The following is a 20,634-nucleotide window of genomic DNA, read 5'->3' as shown; positions in this document are numbered from 1 at the left end:
TTTTTGTATGCACTATATTAGTGGATTGATAACTGTAGACTGCCAATAGACTATTATTTCTTAATAAGTCCTAATTCAATTAGACGTTCATTTAAAAATTCGCCAGCTGTTATATCTTCAAATTGTTTTGGATTATCTTCATCAATACAACTCTCTAAAACATCTAATTTCATTTCACTAACAGGATGCATAAAAAATGGCATTGAGTAGCGCGATGTTCCCCAAAGTTCTCTTGGTGGGTTTATAACACGGTGAATAGTAGATTTTAATTTGTTATTAGAATGTCTCGATAACATATCACCAACATTAATCATTAATTCGTCTGGCTCTGCAATAGCATCAATCCATTCGCCATCATTACGTTGCACTTGTAAACCTCTACCTTGTGCACCCATTAATAAGGTAATAAGATTGATGTCTCCATGAGCAGCAGCTCTTACAGCATTTTTAGGTTCTTGAGTAATTGGAGGGTAATGTATAGGTCTTAAAATAGAGTTACCATTATGGATGTAATTATCAAAATAAGTTTCTTCTAAATTAAGATATAATGCTAAAGAACGCAATACGTATTTTGCTGTTTTTTCGAGCATTTGGTAAGTTTGTTTACCTACTTTATTAAAATCTTCTAGTTCTTTTACGTCAACGTTTTCAGGATATTGTTTACGTCGTTCTTCATCATCGTCAACATATTGTCCAAAATGCCAAAATTCCTTTAAATCACCTTCTTTTTTTCCTTTGGCACTCTCTTTTCCGAAAGAGACATAACCACGTTGTCCGCCAATTCCAGGTACTTCATAACCTTCTTTAACGTCTACAGGTAAATCGAAAAAACTCTTAACTTCTGAATATAAGCTATCTACTAAAGTATCCTCTAAAAAATGTCCTTTTAAAGCTACAAATCCGATGTCTTCGTAAGCTTTTCCTATTTCATTAATAAACTTTTGTTTTCGCTTTGGATCATCAGAAATGAAATCCTTTAAATCTACACTAGGTATTCTATCCATGGGATATCTATTTAAATTTTTGTCAATATACAAAAGTAACAATAATAGTGATATAACAATAAGGCATCCTTAATAGACTATTTGAAGCCTAATAATCAATTGTTAAGCAATTTTATTTACATTTGAAAGATTACTGAAACAACACTTTATGCCAAAAATTACAAAAAGTAACATAGATTACAACAAAAGAAATTTGAATGATCAGACGTTGTTAAAGCTTTATTACAATATGCTAAAACCGCGATTAATAGAAGAAAAGATGCTTATTCTTTTACGTCAAGGAAAAATTTCAAAATGGTTTTCTGGGATTGGACAAGAGGCTATTTCTGTAGGCGTAACAATGGCATTAAAGTCTAGTGAATATATATTACCAATGCACAGAAACCTTGGTGTATTTACAACTCGGCAAATTCCGTTAAAGCGTTTATTTTGTCAATGGCAAGGTAAATTAAGTGGGTTTACAAAAGGAAGAGATCGTTCGTTTCATTTTGGAACACAAGAGTATAATATTGTAGGAATGATATCTCATTTAGGCCCTCAAATGGGTGTTGCAGATGGAATAGCATTAGGTAATTTATTACATAAAAATGGTAATGTAACAGCTGTTTTTACAGGTGAAGGCGGTAGTAGTGAAGGTGATTTTCATGAAGCTTTAAATGTGGCTTCTGTTTGGAAATTACCTGTTATTTTTTGTATTGAAAATAATGGATATGGACTTTCTACCCCAACAGAAGAGCAATATAATTGCAAGCATTTAGCAGATAGGGGTAAAGGTTATGGTATTGAATCTTTTATTTTAGATGGAAATGATATAATTGAAACTTATACTAAGGTTAAAAAATTAGCTGAAAGTATTAGAAAACATCCACGTCCTATTTTAATAGAATTTAAAACCTTTAGAAGAAGAGGGCATGAAGAGGCAAGTGGTACAAAATATGTCCCTAAAGAATTAATAGAAGAGTGGGAAGCAAAGGATCCCATAGAAAATTTTAGAAGTTTCCTTTTTAGTAAAAAAATACTAAACCCAGAAATCGAAGAAACTTATAGTTCTGAAATTAAATCTGAAATTGAGAAAGCGTTAGCCTCAGCTTCCATTGAGCCAGATATTATTGCAAATGCAGACACAGAACTAAATGATGTCTATAAATTCTTTAATTATAAAGAATATCTTCCAAATAAACTTACAAAAGAATTACGTTTTGTAGATGCGATTTCAGAAGGACTAAAACAATCTATGGAAAAGCATAAAGATCTTGTTATTATGGGACAAGATATTGCGGAATATGGAGGTGTTTTTAAAATCACTGAAGGTTTTGTAGAGGCTTTTGGAAAAGAACGGGTAAGAAATACACCTATATGTGAATCGGCAATTGTTGAAACCGCCATGGGATTATCTATTTCAGGAATAAAATCGGTGGTAGAAATGCAATTTGCAGATTTTGCAACTTCAGGTTTTAATCCCATAGTTAATTATTTAGCTAAATCGCATTACAGATGGGGGCAACAAGCAGATGTTGTTATAAGAATGCCTTGTGGAGGTGGCGTTGCAGCAGGTCCTTTTCACTCTCAAACAAATGAAGCATGGTTTACAAAAACTCCAGGACTAAAAGTTGTTTATCCTGCGTTTCCATATGACGCAAAAGGGTTGTTGGCAACAGCTATAAATGACCCTAATCCTGTTTTGTTTTTTGAACATAAAGCTTTATATAGAAGTATTAGACAAGAGGTTCCTACAGATTATTTTACCCTTCCATTTGGTCAAGCAGCATTTTTAAAAGAAGGAAAATCAGTCACAATTATTACTTATGGAGCGGGCGTGCATTGGGCTTTAGAAACCTTAGAAAACAATCCAAGTATTTCAGCAGATTTAATTGATTTACGAACATTACAACCATTGGATAAAGAATCTATAATAAATTCAGTACAAAAAACAGGACGAGCTATTATTCTTCAAGAAGACTCTCTGTTTGGAGGTATTGCAAGTGATATTTCTGCGCTATTAATGGAATCTTGCTTTGAATATTTAGACGCACCTGTAAAGCGTGTGGCAAGTATGGAAACACCAATACCTTTTATTGGTCAGTTAGAAAATCAGTATTTAGCTAAAGGAAAGTTTGAAGAAGTTCTAAAAGAATTGTTAATTTATTAATTATAGTTTGTCGTTGATAACCTTTATTTAGTAGATAAATATCTTCTTTCCGTCTAATAGATTTCTGAAATCTCTACCTATTAACTTATTTTATACTCTATAATTCCTGTAGATCATTTTTATTTTTATTCAGAATGGGTTGTCAAACTTGTAGTTTAAGTTCATTAAAGTTTAAAAAATTATAGAATGATATGTTATAATAATTTAATTAAAATCCCTTATGAAATTAAGATTACTATTTATTTTACTTATTACTTCTGGCATCTGTTTTGCTCAAGCAATTCCTAATGATATTAAACCACCAAGTTGGACTAAAGCTAAAGCCATTGATTTATTACCTTATAAATTGCCTTCTTTTGATTTAGATAAATTACAAAAAGAAGATGAAATTAATGATAAAGATAAATCCATCCCTTGGCGTTTTGGTCATGACATTTATGTAGATCATAATTTTAACGATGTCGGTGAGTGGACAACTTTAGATAATGGAGATCGTATATGGAGAATGTCTTATGTTTCTGAAGGAGCATATACATTAAACTTTATGTTTGATGTGTTTAAAATTCCAGAAGGAGCTACACTTTATGTTTACAATAATGAAAAAACAGATTTATTAAGACCTTTTACATACCACAATAATAATTCTGAAGAAGTTTTAGGTACATGGTTAGTAGAAGGTGATCAAGCTTGGATAGAATATTATCAACCAGCTAATGTAACAGGTGAAGCTAAAATTACAGTGGGTTCTGTTATTCATGGCTATAGAACAGCTGATTCTTTTCAAAAATCCCTAGGTGATTCAGGTGATTGTAATCAAGATGTAGATTGTGATATTGCTCCTGCAACTGATCCATATGATTTAGATACACTTAAGGATGATGTAAAAAAGGCTGTAGGTATGCTTGTAACTAATGGTTCTGGATTTTGTTCTGGGACTTTAGTAAATAATACAAATAATGATGGAACACCTTATTTTTTAACAGCAAACCACTGTAGTGGAGGTGAAGGCAGTTGGGCATTTAGATTTAATTGGAGAAGTACTAATACTTCTTGCGGAACAACAACAAGTAGTACCAATGGAGCATATAACCAAACGGTTAGTGGATCTACCGTGAGAGCTAAAAACTCACAATCAGATGTTGAATTAGTAGAGATTACAGATACTAGTTTTTTTGAGAATAATCTAGATCTAGTTTGGGCAGGATGGAATAATTCTACAGTAACAACACCAGTTGTTAATTTTGGAATACACCACCCGAGTGGAGATATTCAAAAAGTGAGTAGAGATGATGATGGAGCAACTAGAACATCTACTAATTTTAATGGAAATAGTGACACTCAAATGTGGCTAATCAGTGATTGGGATTTAGGAGTTACCGAAGGTGGTTCTTCAGGGTCTGGTTTATTTAATGAAACAGGTCATTTAATAGGTACATTATCTGGTGGTACTGCAGCATGTTCAGGAACTACTGATAACGGTGGTTATGATCTTTATGGTCGTTTTGGTATTGGTTGGGATTATGGAAACTCTTCTTCCTCAAGACTTAAAGAATGGTTAGATCCATCAGATTCTGGTGTTGAAATTTTAGATCAATATTTGGCCTCAGAAACTTATGATATAGATGCAAGAGCAAATGCAGGTACTAATAGTTCTGAAATATGTAGTGAAGATTTTGCTCCTCAAGTTACACTTGTAAATTCAGGTGAATTAGCATTGACTTCAGCTGAGATTTCTTATTATATTGATGAAGAGTCTAGTACATCTGTAAGTTGGACAGGAAGCTTGCTTAGTGGAGAAAGCGTCGTTGTTGCTACACCAACATATACAAACCTTTCTTCAGGAAGTCATGTGTTTATTATTAACGTTTCTAGTCCAAACGGAACTGTAGATGAGAATACAGTTAATGATACATTTGGATATGGTTTTAAAGTATCTACCTCTTATGTAACATCATCACTTACTTTAGATATTTTCACGGACAATTATGGATATGAAACATCTTGGGAGTTATTAGATAGTTCAGGAACAGTTGTAAGTAATGGACCAGTTTCAGATTATGCAGGTTTGTCTGATAATCAAGAAATAATTGAGCTTACAAATTTTAATGAATGCTATACTTTTACAATATTTGATGAGTATTCAGATGGTATTTGTTGTTCTTATGGTTCTGGAACCTATAGTTTAACTGACGAAAATGGTAATACTATAATTTCAGGAGGAGAGTTTGGAGCATCAGAATCAGTTACTTTTAGAGTAGAAGAGTCTTTAAGTGTAAATGATTTTAATTTAGATGGTTTAATTAATCTTTATCCAAATCCTACAACAAATATTTTGAATGTAGATTTAACTAATTTAGATGAAGATGTAAGCTATCAGGTTTTTAATATTTTAGGTCAGGATATTCAAAAAGGTAGTTTAAAATCTAATACCACAAATGTTTTAAACCTTTCATCGTACCAAAGCGGTGTTTATTTTATAAAATTATCAACGAACTCAGGTTCAATGACTCAAAAGCTAATTAAGAAATAAGCTTTACAGTTTTAATAAATTTATAAAACCGTCAGTTTCTTTAATTAGGAACTGACGGTTTTCTTTTACTCTAAAGATTTGAGTCTTTTTAAGATGTGTAAGTCTTTATTCAATTATAATATTCTATATAGATTTATTATATTTAGAACATGAAGACACGCATTCATCTTATTGTTTTATTAATTCTTTGCTTTTATAATTGTAACACAACAGTTAAAGAAAAAGATTGTAATAAGAAGAGTCTTTTAGTAACTGCCACAGCATATAATTCACTTGCTTATCAAACCAGTTCTAATCCGAGTATTACTGCTTTTGGAGACAGTTTAAAACCAGGATTAAGATATATTGCTGTATCTAGAGATCTATTAGATTCTGGATTAGTACATAATAGCAAAGTAAAACTCCAAGGTTTTGACAGTTTGTATACCGTTAAGGATAAAATGCACGGTCGTTGGAGAAAACGTATTGATATTTACATGGATAATGATGTCGCTAAAGCAAAAGAATGGGGTAGAAAGAAAATTAAAATAGAATATTGTATTCCTACAACAGATTCAATTACTCTAAAGACCGTTCAACCATAATTTCTGATACGATAAAAGGGTAGGCTTCTTGTACCAACTTTAATTCCTCTTTAGTTAATTGATTAGCCTCTTTTTTTAATACTTCTTTTGAATACCGATTACGTAAATCATAATACGCTTTTGTTATTTCATCTTGCACCTCTATAAATAAATTATATTTAGTTGCAGATTTATGACTTAAAGAAATAACTGCTTTCGTTGGATGATCAGATGAATCAGGATTTTTAAAACCATCACAATAATCACAATTATTAATACCGTTATTATCAATAAAAGTTTCAACAATGTTTTTGACCTCCGATAATTGAACAAGTTCTTCTTCAATCATAATTTCTTGTTTTTCATTCATTGAAATTCGGAGTAAATTTCGCTCATGGATATCAGCAGTACAATCGCCGGTATCACATACTCGAGGTAATTGTCGTAAAATTCCTTTGTCGGTAGAAATAGTGGTAGTCACCAAAAAGAAAATAAGTAATAAAAAGGCAATGTCTGCCATGGATCCTGCATTGACCGATACAGGAAGTCTTCGAAATGATTTCATAATTATAAAGATTTAAATGTTAATTTTTTGTTAACTGCAAGAACAGTACCACTATTTAAAATCTTCTCAATAATTCATTTCATAAACCTTTACAAAGTGGTATTTTTGCGAAATTAACCCAAAGCTAAAGTTATTATATGTCGTTAGAAAACGAAACCATACAACAAAATGCAACTGAAAAAAGCCTTTATGATTATCAAATAAAGGACCTTAATCGCATTTTTGATGTCATGCGAAATGAACCTGATGATTATAATCTTTTGTACCAACTACCAACAGGTGGAGGAAAAACAGTTATTTTTTCTGAAATTGTTAGGCGTTATGCTGAGCAACACCAAAAGAAAGTAGTAATTCTTACACACCGAATAGAACTTTGTAAGCAGACTTCTAACGTATTATCTGGTTTTAATGTTAAGAATAAAGTGATTAACAGTAAGGTGAAAACTTTACACGACCAAGATGAGTATGAGTGTTTTGTTGCTATGGTAGAAACCTTAAACAACCGTTTATCTGATAATGAGTTTGAATTAAAAAATGTAGGCTTAGTTATTATTGATGAAGCCCATTATAACTCGTTTAGAAAGCTCTTTAAATTTTTTGAAAAATGCTTTATTTTAGGAGTTACAGCAACACCGCTGAGTAGTAATATTAAACTACCAATGAAGGATAATTATAAAAATCTTATTGTTGGTGATGATATTTCTACACTTATTAAAAATGGTTTTTTAGCTAATGCAGAAGTCTCAAATTATGATGTTGGTTTAACGTCTTTAAAAATTGGTATCAATGGTGATTATACTGTAAAATCTTCAGAAGCTTTGTACACTAATAGCCTAATGCAATCTAAATTGTTATTAGCCTATGAGGAAATGGCAAAAGGAAAAAAGACGTTGATTTTTAACAATGGAATCCACACGTCTAAAGAAGTTTATTACACATTTAAAAAAGCGGGTTATAACGTTAGACATTTAGATAATACAGCCAATAAACAAGATCGTAAAGAAATTTTAAAATGGTTTAAACACACGCCAGATGCCGTATTGTCTTCGGTAAGTATCTTAACGACAGGTTTTGATGAACCTTCTGTAGAAACCATAATTTTAAACAGAGCAACGAGATCATTAACCTTATATTTTCAAATGATTGGTCGTGGAAGTCGTATTTATAAAGATCGTAAATCTTTTCAGGTGATAGATTTAGGGAATAACGAAGCCCGATTTGGACCATGGAATCAACCGGTAGATTGGCAACATATTTTTAAAAATCCTGATTATTATTTAGAAAATATAATTGGAGATGATTTATTAGAAAGAGATTTTGTTTATAAAATGCCAGATTATCTTAAAGTAAAATTTAAAAAATCTTACACTTTAAATTTTGATGTAAAATCAGAATATAAAAAGGTAATGGATGAAGGTAAAAAATCTTTTACAGTTATTGAGCGCTCTATTGCGCAGCATTCTCAAATGTGTATAGATAATAGTCAAGACGTTTACGATGCAAGAGAATTGATTAAAGAATTACAAGATGAAATTGCATTTAGAATAAAGCAGTATTGTTATTGTATTATGAATAGTACTCAGAATTATAAAGATTGGTTATTTGGAGAGTATAATAGAAAGTTAAGAATTAGTTTTAATGGTAAGTTTTAACTTTTTTTTGTAATGATTTCTATTTTTATACGTTTATTTTGAAACAGGTAAGTATTAAGGTACGATTTTTGTATTTTAAACTTCAGAATCATTAAAAGTCAATTTTTTATAATATTGAAAACTATAAAACTCATATTATTTATGTTCTGCATTTTATGCAGTACAATGGCTTTTGCTCAAATTACAGATAAGCAGACTAAATCTATTAGAATCCCTGCAGCAAAATCAGAAACTAAAAAAGATTCCGCTTTAGTTAAGATAAAGGTAGAACCTATTATCAAAAAAGAAAATGAGAAGGCAGGTGGGACAGAAGAGTCTGAGAAAAAATTTGTTTTTAAAGAAACCGAGAAACCGTTTTCTATGACAGATGATGATGATGGTTTAAAAAGTCCAGGCGAAATATTTGAAAATCGTTGGTTTAAGGAGGCTGTAAAAGGTGGAATTATAAGAACCATGTCCGATCAATTTCTTGGTGAACATCGTGTAGATACTAAGTTTGTAAATATAGTATGTAGAGATTATCAATATCCAGATGGTGATCGCGTTAAAATATCAGTTAATGGTAATGTTGTAAAGTCTAATTTGTTATTAACGGGGAATTACAGACGTGTAGAAGTGACTTTAGAAAAGGGGAGGAATGTTGTAGAAATAGTGGCTTTAAATCAAGGAGAATCTGGACCAAATACAGCCGAATTTATTGTTTATGATGATAAAGGAAATCAAATCTCTTCTAAAGAATGGAACCTACTAACGGGTGTAAAAGCGACTATAGTTTTTAATAACGAAAAAGTAACCATTACTGAAAAAACAGCAAGCACAACAGAAGAGACGACTTCTAATAATTAATAGTTAAAACCTCGGCTGGTTTCATAGTTTCTAATTTATAGTCCCCAATTCTTACTCTTACTAATCTTAATGTTGGCAAACCTATTTTAGCCGTCATTTTTCTTACTTGTCTAAACTTTCCTTCTGTTATTGTTATGGATAGCCAGGAAGTGATGCCGTGGCGTTCATCTCTAACAAATCGTTCTATAATATGAGAGGTATCTTCTAATATTGAAGCCTTACAAGGTTTTGTTTTGTACAGCTTTCCTTCAACCGAAATATCAATTCCATTTTCTAATTCTAAAATGCCTTCAGGTGTAATTTGGCCATCGACCATAACATGGTATTCTTTTTCAATATTTTGGCTTGTTATATGATTGCTGAATTTTCCATCAGAGGTTAATAGTAATAAACCTTCAGATTTTTCATCTAAACGACCAACGGCCATAGTTCCTTCTGGTAAATCACAGATTTCACTTAGAAGTTTTTTAGATCTACGCTTGTTTTGATGATTTATAAACTGGCTTAAATAACCGTAAGGCTTATAAAGTTTGTAGTAATTTTGTGTACTCATAGTTTACCAAAAAGTAATAAAACATTTTTCAAATTTAGTATTATTCACTTTAAGCCAAACTAAAGGAGAACGATTTTCTTTTATCTGTTTTTCAATTATATCTTTAGCTATATTGAAATCTTGCCATTCAACATTAACGTGCGGATCTATTAGCCAATCTAGTTTTTCTGGAATATAAAATTTATAGGCTTCAAAAATGCTGATATCCTTATATGAAATATAGAATCCATATACACATTGCTCATTAATTGCATCTATAGTAATGTCATTTCTTTTATAAGGTAAAAATAACTGCGCTTTAAAACAGAGTTTTTGTGAAACCTCAGCAATATTAATATTGTAATCTTCTAATTGATGTTTGGTTTCATTTTTATAAAGAAGCGGAAATTGTTTGTTTTTTAGTTTTTCTAATTTATAGCAGAGCGCATCTTTTCTATTTGGACCAATCCAGTAGGATAGGGGATTGGTATAAGATTCTTGCGTATCGTATAAATAGAATTTATAAACGATTTCTAAGTGAATAGGTTTTTCTTTTACATAAAAAAGAGCATCAATCTCTCCGATAGTTTGTTGCTCTTTTTGTATCTGTATGTTTTCTGTAATCCATTTTACAGAGGTTTGATGTTTTAATTGATAGAAGACAAATTCTTCTACGAGTTTCCCTAATCTCTGATTTTTAAAATCACTATCTGTATCTAATGATTTAAAAGTTAAAGGTAATTCTAATAAATCTACTTGAGTTAAATCCTTCGATTTAAAAAGTGAAGGTGTTTTTACGTAACCTTTATATCTTAATAATGTGCTTTTATTCATTGCATACTAAATTAAAATATATTTAGACAAAACTCTTGTTATAGCTGAATTTATTAATGTTAGTTTTTTTAGTATGAAAACTTTTTTAATTTCTGTAGAATGAATAATCAAAGATTAAATGATCTCTGTTACATTTGTAATATGCTTTGTTTGATCACCATTTATAATTATAGCACCTTTAAATATTTTAGGATTTTTCTCTAAAATGGTAACATAATCGTTTTCATCAAAATTTGAAGTTTCTTTAATTTCTTCTACTTTAGATAAATCCAATAAATCTTGAATACTCACATTTAGTTCTGTTGCTAATTCTTGCCATTGTGTAGGTGTTGGCATTGTATTGGTGATGTCAATCATCAAAATTTCTTTTCCAGACGACTTTAAATAACCTTCTAGTTGTTTTCCGAAATCAGAATCACTTGTATAAACACAATTAATTTGCTTTTTATCTCTGCTTATTACTCCCATAGTTTTTATTTTAATATTAAACAAGATAGAGATTGTTCTTCCTTCGTTTTAACTGAAAAGAAATAAGTATTAACGTAATTACTATAGAGTAAAAAAGAGGCCTATTATTAGATTTAAGAATTATAGAATATGAATAAAAAAATAACGTTATTATTTATGATTTTAGACCATAAGTAATAACGTTAATAGTAATGGATGATAAACTGAATGCTTATCTGTAATAACTCTGACTCGTTCCTTTTGTACAGGCACAATTACTAGCACCTTGAAAAAAGTCTAAACCTATAGTTACCATATGTGTTCCGGAGTTATACGTAGATAAATCATTAATGGTAGCTTGGTATGAGTAAGCAAAAAAGAATTGATTAAATGTTATTCCAGCTATAGGGCCAACATTTAAAGGTTTCATAAATTGATCATTAAGAAAACGGTAAGATCCACCTACAAAATAGTAATCTCCTTTTCTATTGAATTTTCTATATTTAAAATTGATATCTGTACTAGAACGTTTATCACTACTAAACATTTGGTAAAAAACAGAGGGTTCTAATTCTACGTCTCTATTGCTCTTACTTTTTATAACCACACCAGTATAAATTTGATAATTTAAAAGTAGGCTAGGTTCAATATTATTATAATTATCTATATCCTTATTTAAAATGTTATTCGCATTAAAACTTAAATAATAAGCTTTCCAACGGTATAAAATTCCTGCATCAAAATTATTATTAGATTCACCTTTGTCATCTGTAATATATGGATCTAAAACAGGTGTATCATAAGTGGTATTAAAATCTTCTATAGCAATTCTAAAATTATTAATATTATAAGATATCCCGAAAGAAAGGAATTGTTTAGACTTATAATCTAATGTAATATGATGAGCAAAAGAAAACTTCGCACCTTTTTGATATGTGTTTCCATTTTTATCATTGTATGCAGATATTCCTAATCCAGAACGTTCAGAAATTCTAAAATCAGCATAAATAGATTGATTATCTGGTGCATCTTTAATTCCAACCCATTGGGTTAAACCATTGGCTCTAATTTTTAAATTATCACCAATTCCTGCATAAGTTGGGGAAATTACAAAATCGTTATCAGCTAAATACTGTGTAAATACAGGTAGGTTTAACTCTTGACCATAACTTTGTGCAAAGACTAAAAAAAGAATATATAGGGCTATTTTTTTCATAATGTTATCTTTCTATTATTATGTGCTATTATCTGTATAAGGTAAAATGTCCAACAAATTCTTTATCGTTTGTTTCGTCATTAGTTTGAACAACAAACCAATAATCTCCAGAAGGTAATTCTTTACCGTCATAACGTCCATCCCATGATTCACCAACTCTATAAGTTGCTATTTTACGACCGTAACGATCAAATATATCGAAGGTAAGATCAGGGTAGTTTTCTGTACAGCCAGGTGCCCAAGTATCATAATTACCATCTCCATTTGGTGTAAACCAATTTGTGATACAGATATCTTGAAATTCTAACTCTATTTGTGCAGTTGCAAAACAACCACTACTATCTGTTACGGTTACAGTATATAAACCAGACTCTGTAATGATATAAGTGTTTTCTGAACCAACATCTTCTCCATTCAACGTGTATTGGTAATCACCTCTACCACCAGCTGCAGTTGCTATAAATTCATTTAATCCACCTTCAGCTAATGTTAACGTTACAGGAGCTACGGTATCAATATCGAATAATTCAGTACGTTGAACACATAAATTTTCATGCATTACTTCAATGTAATACCCTGTACCTTCTGGTAAATTTGTAAATACATTATCAGGTTGATATGGTCCACCATTTAAAGAATATTCTAGAAGCGTAAGATCTTCAATAGAAGCATCTACAGTAACCGTTACAATATTACCTTGTGTATTGTTATCGCAAATATTTTCAATAACAACTTCTGGTAAAATACTAACTGATTCTGGGAAAGTGATATTCCATTCAGACTCACATTCTTCAGCATCTTTTACAAATACAATATGATCTCCCCCAGCTAAATTGTTGAAATAAAATTCGGTTTGAGTAGCGTTTCCTGTTGTATAAGGCCCGTCATAACTATCTAAGCTTACACTATAAGGTAATGTTCCTCCTGAAATAGCAATACTAAACTCACCTTCTAGTTCACCTGTACAAACTTCTGGGATTAATGAGTTTGGAACAATACTTAAGATTACAGGTTGCGGTTCAGTTATAGTAACATCTAATGTTAAATAACAGCCTAATTCATCTTGTACAATGATTGTATAATCATCAGGAGCTAAGTTTTCGAAAGTATTAATATCGAAGAACTGATTTAATTGTGGTGAAATAGCATACTTAATGATACCTGTTCCTCCTGTAGCAATAACTTCAATAGAACCATTATTACTTCCTGCACAACTTACATTGTTAATATTAAGAGTCGCACTAACAGGATTATCTGGTTCTGTAATACTGATAGGTGTAGATGTTGTAGCACAATCACCACTTTCTACAAGAACAACATAGTCACCTGCAAAAAGCTCAGTAAAGAATCCAGGACTCGTTTGAGGTGCGGCAACAACATTACCTAAATTGTCTTGTAAAATATATACATAGTTTCCTAATCCACCTGTAGCATTAGCTAATATAGATCCATTATTATCACCAGAACAATTGATGATTAAATTTGAAGCTTCTAAAGTCACCTCTAAAGGAAGTAGTGGATCAACTGTGATTTCATTTGATACATTAGTCACACAACCATTAGCATCTCTTACAAAGTAAGAATATGTTCCATCAGGAACTGAGAAGGTTGTAGATGTTGTAAATGTTCCAATAATTGGAGAGAAAGTATCATTTTCACTATATGAATATAATCCTGTTCCTCCCGTAGCACTTAATGTTAAAGTCGATTCTGTTAAACAGGTTTGCGTTGTTGCTCTTACTAAACTAGCTTCTATAGGTGCTGGTTCTGAAATTACAATATCTAAAGATGTTACCTCACAATCATAACCATCTGTGATTGTTATGAAATAAGTTCCTTGGCCTAAGTTTTCAAACACATTAGACGTTTGTGGACCAGATGCACTTGGTGTTGGTAACACTGTGTTTAATGTATACGTGTAATTTGAACCTTGTCCGCCAATAACATTAGTAATTGTTATGCTTGCATCTTGATCAGCAAAACAAGATAAAAGTGTAGTGTTAGGTGTAAATGTAGCTGTTATAGGATCAGGTATTTCTAATGTAATGCTTTCTGAAGTAATACAACCTCCGGCATCTTTCACATTAACAGTATAGCTTCCTGCTGAAAGTCCTGTGAATGATCCATTAGAAGAATAAGCAACAGTAGCTGCTCCAGTTAATTCGTATTCATAATCTCCCCAACCACCAGTTGCAATTGCACTAATAGTTCCTTCACTATCAGTACACGTTACATTAGATGTTTCTGAAATATTAAGACTTAAAGCGTTTAAAGGAGATGTTATCGTTACATTATTTGTTGCAGAACAAAAAGGAATATCTGTTTCTGTTATAACGACTGTAAACGTACCTGCTTCCATACCTGATACAATTTCAGGGTTTGTAGAAGTATTAGCATTTACGACTCCAGTAACTGAAGCTCCGGCAGTGTCAAATACTTCATAAGTATAAGCACCAGAATAATTAGCAACATTTAATTCAAATGATCCTGAGTTATCTCCAAAACAAGTTACGCTTGTAGGTGTTAAAGTAAAAGTAGGAAGCACTGCGGCAGCTACTGCAACTGAAACCTCTTCAGTACATCCTGTAACGGTATCAGTAATAGTTATCGTGTAAGTTCCAGAGGGTACTCCTGTAAATATATTTCCATTTACAGCGATAGAAGCAAAGCTTGGAGCAATACTATAAGTATATAATCCAGAACCACCAGTTCCAGTCATTGTGATTTCTCCATCGTCATCATTACACGTTGGCAATACAGTAACTTCTGGTGTTAATGTAATAGGAGGTGTGATATCTAAAGAGACTGTATTTCCACAACCATTAAAATCATTGATAGTTACAGTATGTGTTCCTGAATTTAAGTTTGTAATTATAAAAGGAAATGATTGTGATTGAAAAGCACCACCATTAATACTTACAGAATAAGGAGGTACTCCTAAGTCTATTAAAGAGACACCTATTTCATATTCTCCTTCAATAGCAGTACATTGATTTGTTACATTTGCTGAAATTTCAGGACTAGAAACCATAGTTAAATCAACATCACTAGTAACGACACAGCCATAGGCATCTGTAACATGTACATAATAACTACCTGCATCCATATTAAATATACTTGTAGAAGCCCAATTAGTATCTGAAACTGGTGGAGCAGTAGCTGATGTTGTTATTTGGTATTGATAAGGTGGAGTTCCGTTAGAACCAATTGCGCTTATAACTCCTGAATTAGGTGCACAATTAGCATCCTGATCAATTGATACTTCTAATTCTAAAAGAAAAGCAGACTCTGTAATATTAAATGGTACTGTTACAATTCCACAACCTGCGTTAGGACCAGAAGTTTCTCTAATAGAAACGAAATAGTTTCCATATGGTAATGGACCTAAGTCAGTAACGTTTAATGAACCATTTGCAGCAATAGTTCCAGATCCAGTGATTCCCGTAGTGTTTAAACTTAAAGAATCGAAGATTTCATAATCTACATTTACTGTAGAACTATAAACACTGTTTACTGTAAAAGAAGCTGTTCCATCGGCACTACCTGTACAAGTAATGTTATTAGCACTGACAGCTGTTGCTGTTAATGTTGAATTTGTTGGAATTGGCACTATTGAAGGTTCATAATAACTACAGTTTGTAGCCTGATCATAAACAATAAACGTGTATAAAACACCAGGTATAAGCCCTGTGAAAGTTGCAGATTGACTTCCTGCAGTATCTTCAGCTAACCAAGTTCCTGTAGGGTAATCAAAACCAGGACCTTCATAAATACTAAAAAAGAAAGGTCCTGCACTAGCTAAAGTGGATCCTATACTTACTACAACTTCTCCTCCTGTAGTACAGTCTACTGTCGCTATAACATCAATATCTAAATCTGTTGGAGGTGATGCAACTAATACATCTTGAATTAATACGGAACAACCATTAGCGTCAACAACGTTAATTTGGTATAAGCCAAAGTCAACAACATCGAAGTTTACAGATGTAGTTCCTAAATTATTAAGTTCTGAATTAGAATAACCATTAGTTCCTGTAACAAAATAGTTATATGGAGGAATACCTCCAGTTACACCATCTATTATAACAGAACCTTGAGAAACTCCTGTAGATGTACATGTAATATCTACAGCTTCGTATGTTACATTAATAGGGTCTGGTTGGTCAATAACTACAGTTTCAGTATCAGTACATAATTTAGCATCTGTAACTGTTATTGTATATGTTCCGGCAGGTAAGCTAGAAGTTTGTGTTCCGTAATCAGTACCTGTGGTATCATTATAAACATTAGTTTGAAAAGGAGGAGTACCTGTATCCGTATCTATTTCAACATTTATTGAACCATTTGTATCTCCATTACATAAAATAGGTTGTACTTGTGCCACGACATCAAAAGCAGGCAGTGATAATGGGTTTACAGTTACAATATTTGATTCAGCAGTACAGCCATTAGCATCTGTGATTTCAAATTGATACGTTCCTGCATTAACAGTTGTATAATTAAAAGGTGTTCCTGTAGCTCCAATACTTGTATATGCAGCTCCATCAATAGAAACAGAATATGTATATGGACTAAGACCTGTAATTGTTCCTGTAATTATAGCATCTGGTGTTGCAGAACAATCTAAACTTTCAGCTAAAACAATGGCCACAGTTGGTGCAGTAATAGGATCTACAGTATAAGATTCACTATACGTACAATCATTTTCATCTTTAACTTGGAATGTATAAGTTCCTGGTTCTAATCCTGGAAATGATGTTGAGGTTTGATATGAGGTCGCTGCTGATGCTGGGGCAGTTATTTGATATTCTAAAGTCCCTGTTCCACCTGTTGTATTAGTTATTGTTACCGTTGTAGTATTTGTAGGACACGTAACTGATATGTTGTCAAATTCTAAATCTGTTGGAGGGTTAAGAGCTTCAATTGTAATTTCTTCTGTAGCAGTACTACAACCAGTAGAATCTAGAATAAGAATAGTATAATTTCCTTGAGTTAAATTATCGAATACTGTACTAGGTTGAAAGTTAATACCATCAATACTATAGTAGTATGGGGCAACTCCTCCCGTAGCGTTTGTAACTGTAATTACTCCTTCAGATGTACATGTTAAAGGTGTTGTTAATTCAACTGTTCCTACTATTGTAGACGCTGAATTTATAGTTGTAGTTTGAGGGTCTGTTTCACAAATCTCAGATCCTAAAGTATATTGTAACTGAACGTCATAATCTCCAGCTGTTAAACCATAAAACACATTAGAACTAACATAAGTAAGACCTCCATCGATACTATACATTATACTATTTCCATTAGAGTTTGAAACATTAATAGTAAGTATTCCTGCATTACTAGAATCTACACATGTAATATCTATGGTGCTTATAGTAAACTCAGGTCCTTCAATAGCCTCAACCGTAATTGAAACATCAGTAGTACAGTTGTTAGAATCTGTAACTGTAATATTATAAGTACCACCAGTAGTTACTCCGATTTCTGGAAATGTTTGAAAGTCAGTAGAACCATTTACAAAGTAAAAATAAGGTGCTGTTCCACCTACAGGATACACTGTTATTTCTCCTTCGGTACAATTTAATGGACTTGTTAATGCTACAGTCGCTGTTAATAAAGGAGGATCTACAATAGTAATGTCTTCAGAGTAAGAACATCCGTTTTCAGAAGTTATTGTAGCAGTGTAAGTTCCTGGATTTAGATTTTGGAAAGTATAGTTATTTTCAACAATAGGTCCAACACTATTAATTTGTGTTCCTCCTTGAGAAAGGGTGAATGTATATTGAGGATCAGAATCATTAGCAGCTAAATGAATACTACCCTTATCACCATGACAAAATGGTTGTGTAATAATAGCTGATCCTGAGAAATCACGATCTCTAATTTGTACATCAGGAACTGTAAAAACACAAGGGTTTGTTGTAATATTAATTTGTCTAATATAAGCAGTGTAGAAACCAGGTGTTGTAACTTCAAATACATTACTGTTTTGGTAAGTTATACCATCTAAGCTATATTCATATCCAGAAGGTACGCCGTTAACAGTAATGCTTCCTGGTGTATCACAAATAATGTCTATAGCATTAATAGTAGCATTTAAGATGTTTTCATAAACATTGAAATAAAATTGATTAAAACACCCACCTGGATAGTTTATGGTTAAACGGTATTGACCTGCAGTATCTGCTAAATAGTTAGAACCATTTGAAACTTCATTCCAAGTACAAGATGTATCTTCATTTGCACAATCAGAATCTGTAACTGCAGAACAACTAGTTTCATCTAGTTTTTCCCAAATAACAGAAATAGAGCTAGAAATGTTTGTTTCAATTAATCTTGAATCGTTATCTCCACATAAAAAAATGTTTGGTAATTCTTTTCCGTCATTAGGACAGATTACAACTTCATCTGCATAAGGAGTTACTGGATTTGTTGTGTTTCCTCCAAAAAGTTGAACATCAAATTCTTGAATAATTGATTGACATGGTGCAACAGCGGTATTAAAAGAATAATACGTTTCTGTTTCTGTAACTGTAATTGTTTGCGTATTTCCTATAACGGGCGTTCCTGTAGAACTTGTTGACCAAGCATAAGAATCGTATCCGTCTGCAGCAGTAAGTTCTACACTATCACCACAAAGTATAATTTCTTCAGAAAAAGTACAATTTAAATCTGCTAAAAAGTTAGTTGCTTGGGGAGATATTAAACAGCCAACGTTGGCACTTAAACTAGGGTCATCTGTAATATGAAAATTAGGATTATAAAAACCATTGTAACTCGCAAAAGCTTGGTTACTAATAATGTTAGAACAAGCATCAACTAATAAATTACAAGATTCTACAACTTGCACTTCTATTCTAATTTCATAAACAGGATCATTTTCTTCAACTATACTGTCGTCAATAGCAAAAATAATTTCACGTGTATCAGGATCATAACTAACAACGGAAACCCCTGTTGGTAAAACCAAATCATCTGGATAGTTAAATATAATATTTACAGGAAGTATATCTCTAACTTGAAAATTAGTTGCATTATCATTTCCTGTGTTTTGAAAACCAATAACATAATTTAAAGAAGTTCCTAAGCCAACATAGTCATCACCGATATCATTACCTGCATCATCTTCTACAATTTTTGTAAGTACAATATGCGGTTCTATAATTTCTACGGCAAAGGCAAAGAAATAAGGAAAGTAGGTGTCTCCACTAGTCTCTAATCTAATGGTTCCTGATGTAGCGTCATTAGCAATTACTGAATTTCCTGGATTAGGTATTGCAATAACACCAGTATCAAACCCTAAAGTATTAGTGCTGTTTGGAACCCTATCATTAACAGGTGTAGCATCTAATTGTGTAACTGAACTGTTGAAAAAATTATCAGCAGAACGATCTGTTGTAGATAAACTAACGCCGTTTAATTTTAATCGGTCACCAGAAATTGGGCTATCACCTTCTAAAGTTGCAAAAGCAAAATTCGCTCTAACAGGAGCTGGTGCAGGAACTGTTCTAAACCCATCAACAGGGATGTCTAAGTTTGAATTTCCACCAGCAACACTAATGGCACTAAAACCATCAAAACTTGTAATTGATTTTCCTGGTAGAGTAGGATCTTCATAAACTACAAATAAAGACCAACCTGCAGATTGACCTGTACCATTATATGGGGTGTATGCAGCTGTTCTACCTTCGGCAGAAGAGACATTTGCAACAGTATAAGTACCTAAATCTACACCAGATCCAAAACTTGTAACAATTGAAGTTACATCAGCAAAACAAGCATAAGAAAAACTATCCCCACCATCTACTGTGTTTGTTCCTGCTTCGTAAATTACAGTTCCTTCTATATCATTATAACCTCCTATAGGACCTTTTAATTTTACATCTGTAATAGGTTCGTCACCTGGATTTACAGCTCCCCAATAGAGTCCTGCATAGATAATTTTATAACAATTAGGATTATCTATATCTAAATCGGCACTCGAAGAACTAAATGTAGAACTATCGCCATCAATATCAATATAAGACATATTGACTTGGTGATTAAATTGCCAATTACTATTGAACGCATTATTATCTGGTCCAAGAATATTGTTTCCGATAAGGATAATATCTCCTTTTAAATCATCATTAAACCTTGGCATGAAAGGTTCGTAGTTTTGGGCATATGCTTGCTGTCCCAAGATGAGTACAAGAATAATTAAGGCAATTTTAGAAAAAGTAGGTTTTTTCATGGCTGTTTGTTTTTGTTTTCATTTTATAACTTGGGGCAAAGCATAAAATGAAAGTTT

General features: G+C 32.2%; 12 protein-coding genes. 5 read left to right on the top strand and 7 right to left on the bottom strand.

The genetic code is table 11. The annotated features are described in order from the left end of the window. Nucleotides 1–53: 53 nt before the first annotated feature. Nucleotides 54–1,004, bottom strand: coding sequence for an isopenicillin N synthase family dioxygenase (locus H0I32_RS01580; RefSeq protein WP_173589487.1), 951 nt, complete (start codon nucleotides 1,002–1,004; stop codon nucleotides 54–56). 148 nt (nucleotides 1,005–1,152) lie between these two features. On the opposite strand from H0I32_RS01580, the gene H0I32_RS01575 reads away from it, so the two are divergent. From H0I32_RS01575 to H0I32_RS01565, 3 genes are all read left to right on the top strand, one after another. Beyond that, the gene (locus tag H0I32_RS01575) at nucleotides 1,153–3,153 is read left to right on the top strand and encodes a thiamine pyrophosphate-dependent enzyme (protein ID WP_179312940.1); all 2,001 of its coding nucleotides are present in this window, start codon (nucleotides 1,153–1,155) and stop codon (nucleotides 3,151–3,153) included. A gap of 220 nt (nucleotides 3,154–3,373) precedes the next feature. Then, nucleotides 3,374–5,683: a T9SS type A sorting domain-containing protein gene (locus H0I32_RS01570; protein ID WP_179312941.1), complete on the top strand. Its 2,310-nt coding sequence runs from the start codon at nucleotides 3,374–3,376 to the stop codon at nucleotides 5,681–5,683. Between the two features lie 149 nt (nucleotides 5,684–5,832). Then, a complete protein-coding gene (locus H0I32_RS01565) occupies nucleotides 5,833–6,267 on the top strand; it encodes a 3D domain-containing protein (protein ID WP_179312942.1) in 435 nt (144 codons plus the stop codon). On the opposite strand, the gene H0I32_RS01560 is transcribed toward H0I32_RS01565, so the two are convergent. After that, complete coding sequence (locus tag H0I32_RS01560) at nucleotides 6,242–6,811, bottom strand: ExbD/TolR family protein (protein WP_179312943.1); 570 nt, start codon at nucleotides 6,809–6,811, stop codon at nucleotides 6,242–6,244. The two genes, H0I32_RS01565 and H0I32_RS01560, sit on opposite strands and share 26 nt — an antisense overlap. A gap of 137 nt (nucleotides 6,812–6,948) precedes the next feature. Here H0I32_RS01560 and H0I32_RS01555 point away from each other — a divergent pair, with 137 nt between their 5' ends. Then, a complete protein-coding gene (locus H0I32_RS01555) occupies nucleotides 6,949–8,463 on the top strand; it encodes a DEAD/DEAH box helicase (protein WP_179312944.1) in 1,515 nt (504 codons plus the stop codon). Between the two features lie 141 nt (nucleotides 8,464–8,604). After that, nucleotides 8,605–9,309, top strand: coding sequence for a hypothetical protein (locus tag H0I32_RS01550; RefSeq protein WP_179312945.1), 705 nt, complete (start codon nucleotides 8,605–8,607; stop codon nucleotides 9,307–9,309). Here the strand turns inward: H0I32_RS01550 and H0I32_RS01545 are convergent. The 5 genes from H0I32_RS01545 to H0I32_RS01525 all read right to left on the bottom strand — a co-directional run bounded on the left by H0I32_RS01545 (nucleotide 9,299) and on the right by H0I32_RS01525 (nucleotide 20,577). Next, on the bottom strand, nucleotides 9,299–9,862 hold the full coding sequence (locus H0I32_RS01545; RefSeq protein ID WP_173589494.1) for a pseudouridine synthase: 564 nt from the start codon (nucleotides 9,860–9,862) through the stop codon (nucleotides 9,299–9,301). The two genes, H0I32_RS01550 and H0I32_RS01545, sit on opposite strands and share 11 nt — an antisense overlap. A 3-nt stretch (nucleotides 9,863–9,865) precedes the next feature. Continuing rightward, nucleotides 9,866–10,675 (bottom strand): DUF1853 family protein, encoded by an 810-nt coding sequence (locus H0I32_RS01540; RefSeq protein WP_179312946.1) that lies wholly within the window; start codon nucleotides 10,673–10,675, stop codon nucleotides 9,866–9,868. Nucleotides 10,676–10,789: 114 nt separating this feature from the next. After that, a complete protein-coding gene (locus H0I32_RS01535; protein WP_173589496.1) occupies nucleotides 10,790–11,143 on the bottom strand; it encodes an arsenate reductase family protein in 354 nt (117 codons plus the stop codon). Between the two features lie 211 nt (nucleotides 11,144–11,354). Continuing rightward, nucleotides 11,355–12,338 (bottom strand): type IX secretion system membrane protein PorP/SprF, encoded by a 984-nt coding sequence (locus H0I32_RS01530; protein ID WP_173589497.1) that lies wholly within the window; start codon nucleotides 12,336–12,338, stop codon nucleotides 11,355–11,357. Nucleotides 12,339–12,366: 28 nt separating this feature from the next. Beyond that, nucleotides 12,367–20,577: a T9SS type B sorting domain-containing protein gene (locus tag H0I32_RS01525; protein WP_179312947.1), complete on the bottom strand. Its 8,211-nt coding sequence runs from the start codon at nucleotides 20,575–20,577 to the stop codon at nucleotides 12,367–12,369. Between the last annotated feature and the right edge of the window lie 57 nt (nucleotides 20,578–20,634).

The sequence above is a fragment of the Winogradskyella sp. HaHa_3_26 genome (genome assembly GCF_019278425.1).
Classification (GTDB): Bacteria; Bacteroidota; Bacteroidia; order Flavobacteriales; family Flavobacteriaceae; genus Winogradskyella; species Winogradskyella undariae.
The sequence above is the reverse complement of the archived record's forward strand: the minus strand, read 5'-3'. Positions and strand labels throughout refer to the sequence as shown.

Coding starts and splice junctions, on each gene's coding strand:
- H0I32_RS01580 (WP_173589487.1), bottom strand. CDS start 1,004: ATGGATAGAATACCTAGTGTAGATTTAAAGGATTTCATTTCTGATGAT.
- H0I32_RS01575 (WP_179312940.1), top strand. CDS start 1,153: ATGCCAAAAATTACAAAAAGTAACATAGATTACAACAAAAGAAATTTG.
- H0I32_RS01570 (WP_179312941.1), top strand. CDS start 3,374: ATGAAATTAAGATTACTATTTATTTTACTTATTACTTCTGGCATCTGT.
- H0I32_RS01565 (WP_179312942.1), top strand. CDS start 5,833: ATGAAGACACGCATTCATCTTATTGTTTTATTAATTCTTTGCTTTTAT.
- H0I32_RS01560 (WP_179312943.1), bottom strand. CDS start 6,811: ATGAAATCATTTCGAAGACTTCCTGTATCGGTCAATGCAGGATCCATG.
- H0I32_RS01555 (WP_179312944.1), top strand. CDS start 6,949: ATGTCGTTAGAAAACGAAACCATACAACAAAATGCAACTGAAAAAAGC.
- H0I32_RS01550 (WP_179312945.1), top strand. CDS start 8,605: ATGTTCTGCATTTTATGCAGTACAATGGCTTTTGCTCAAATTACAGAT.
- H0I32_RS01545 (WP_173589494.1), bottom strand. CDS start 9,862: ATGAGTACACAAAATTACTACAAACTTTATAAGCCTTACGGTTATTTA.
- H0I32_RS01540 (WP_179312946.1), bottom strand. CDS start 10,675: ATGAATAAAAGCACATTATTAAGATATAAAGGTTACGTAAAAACACCT.
- H0I32_RS01535 (WP_173589496.1), bottom strand. CDS start 11,143: ATGGGAGTAATAAGCAGAGATAAAAAGCAAATTAATTGTGTTTATACA.
- H0I32_RS01530 (WP_173589497.1), bottom strand. CDS start 12,338: ATGAAAAAAATAGCCCTATATATTCTTTTTTTAGTCTTTGCACAAAGT.
- H0I32_RS01525 (WP_179312947.1), bottom strand. CDS start 20,577: ATGAAAAAACCTACTTTTTCTAAAATTGCCTTAATTATTCTTGTACTC.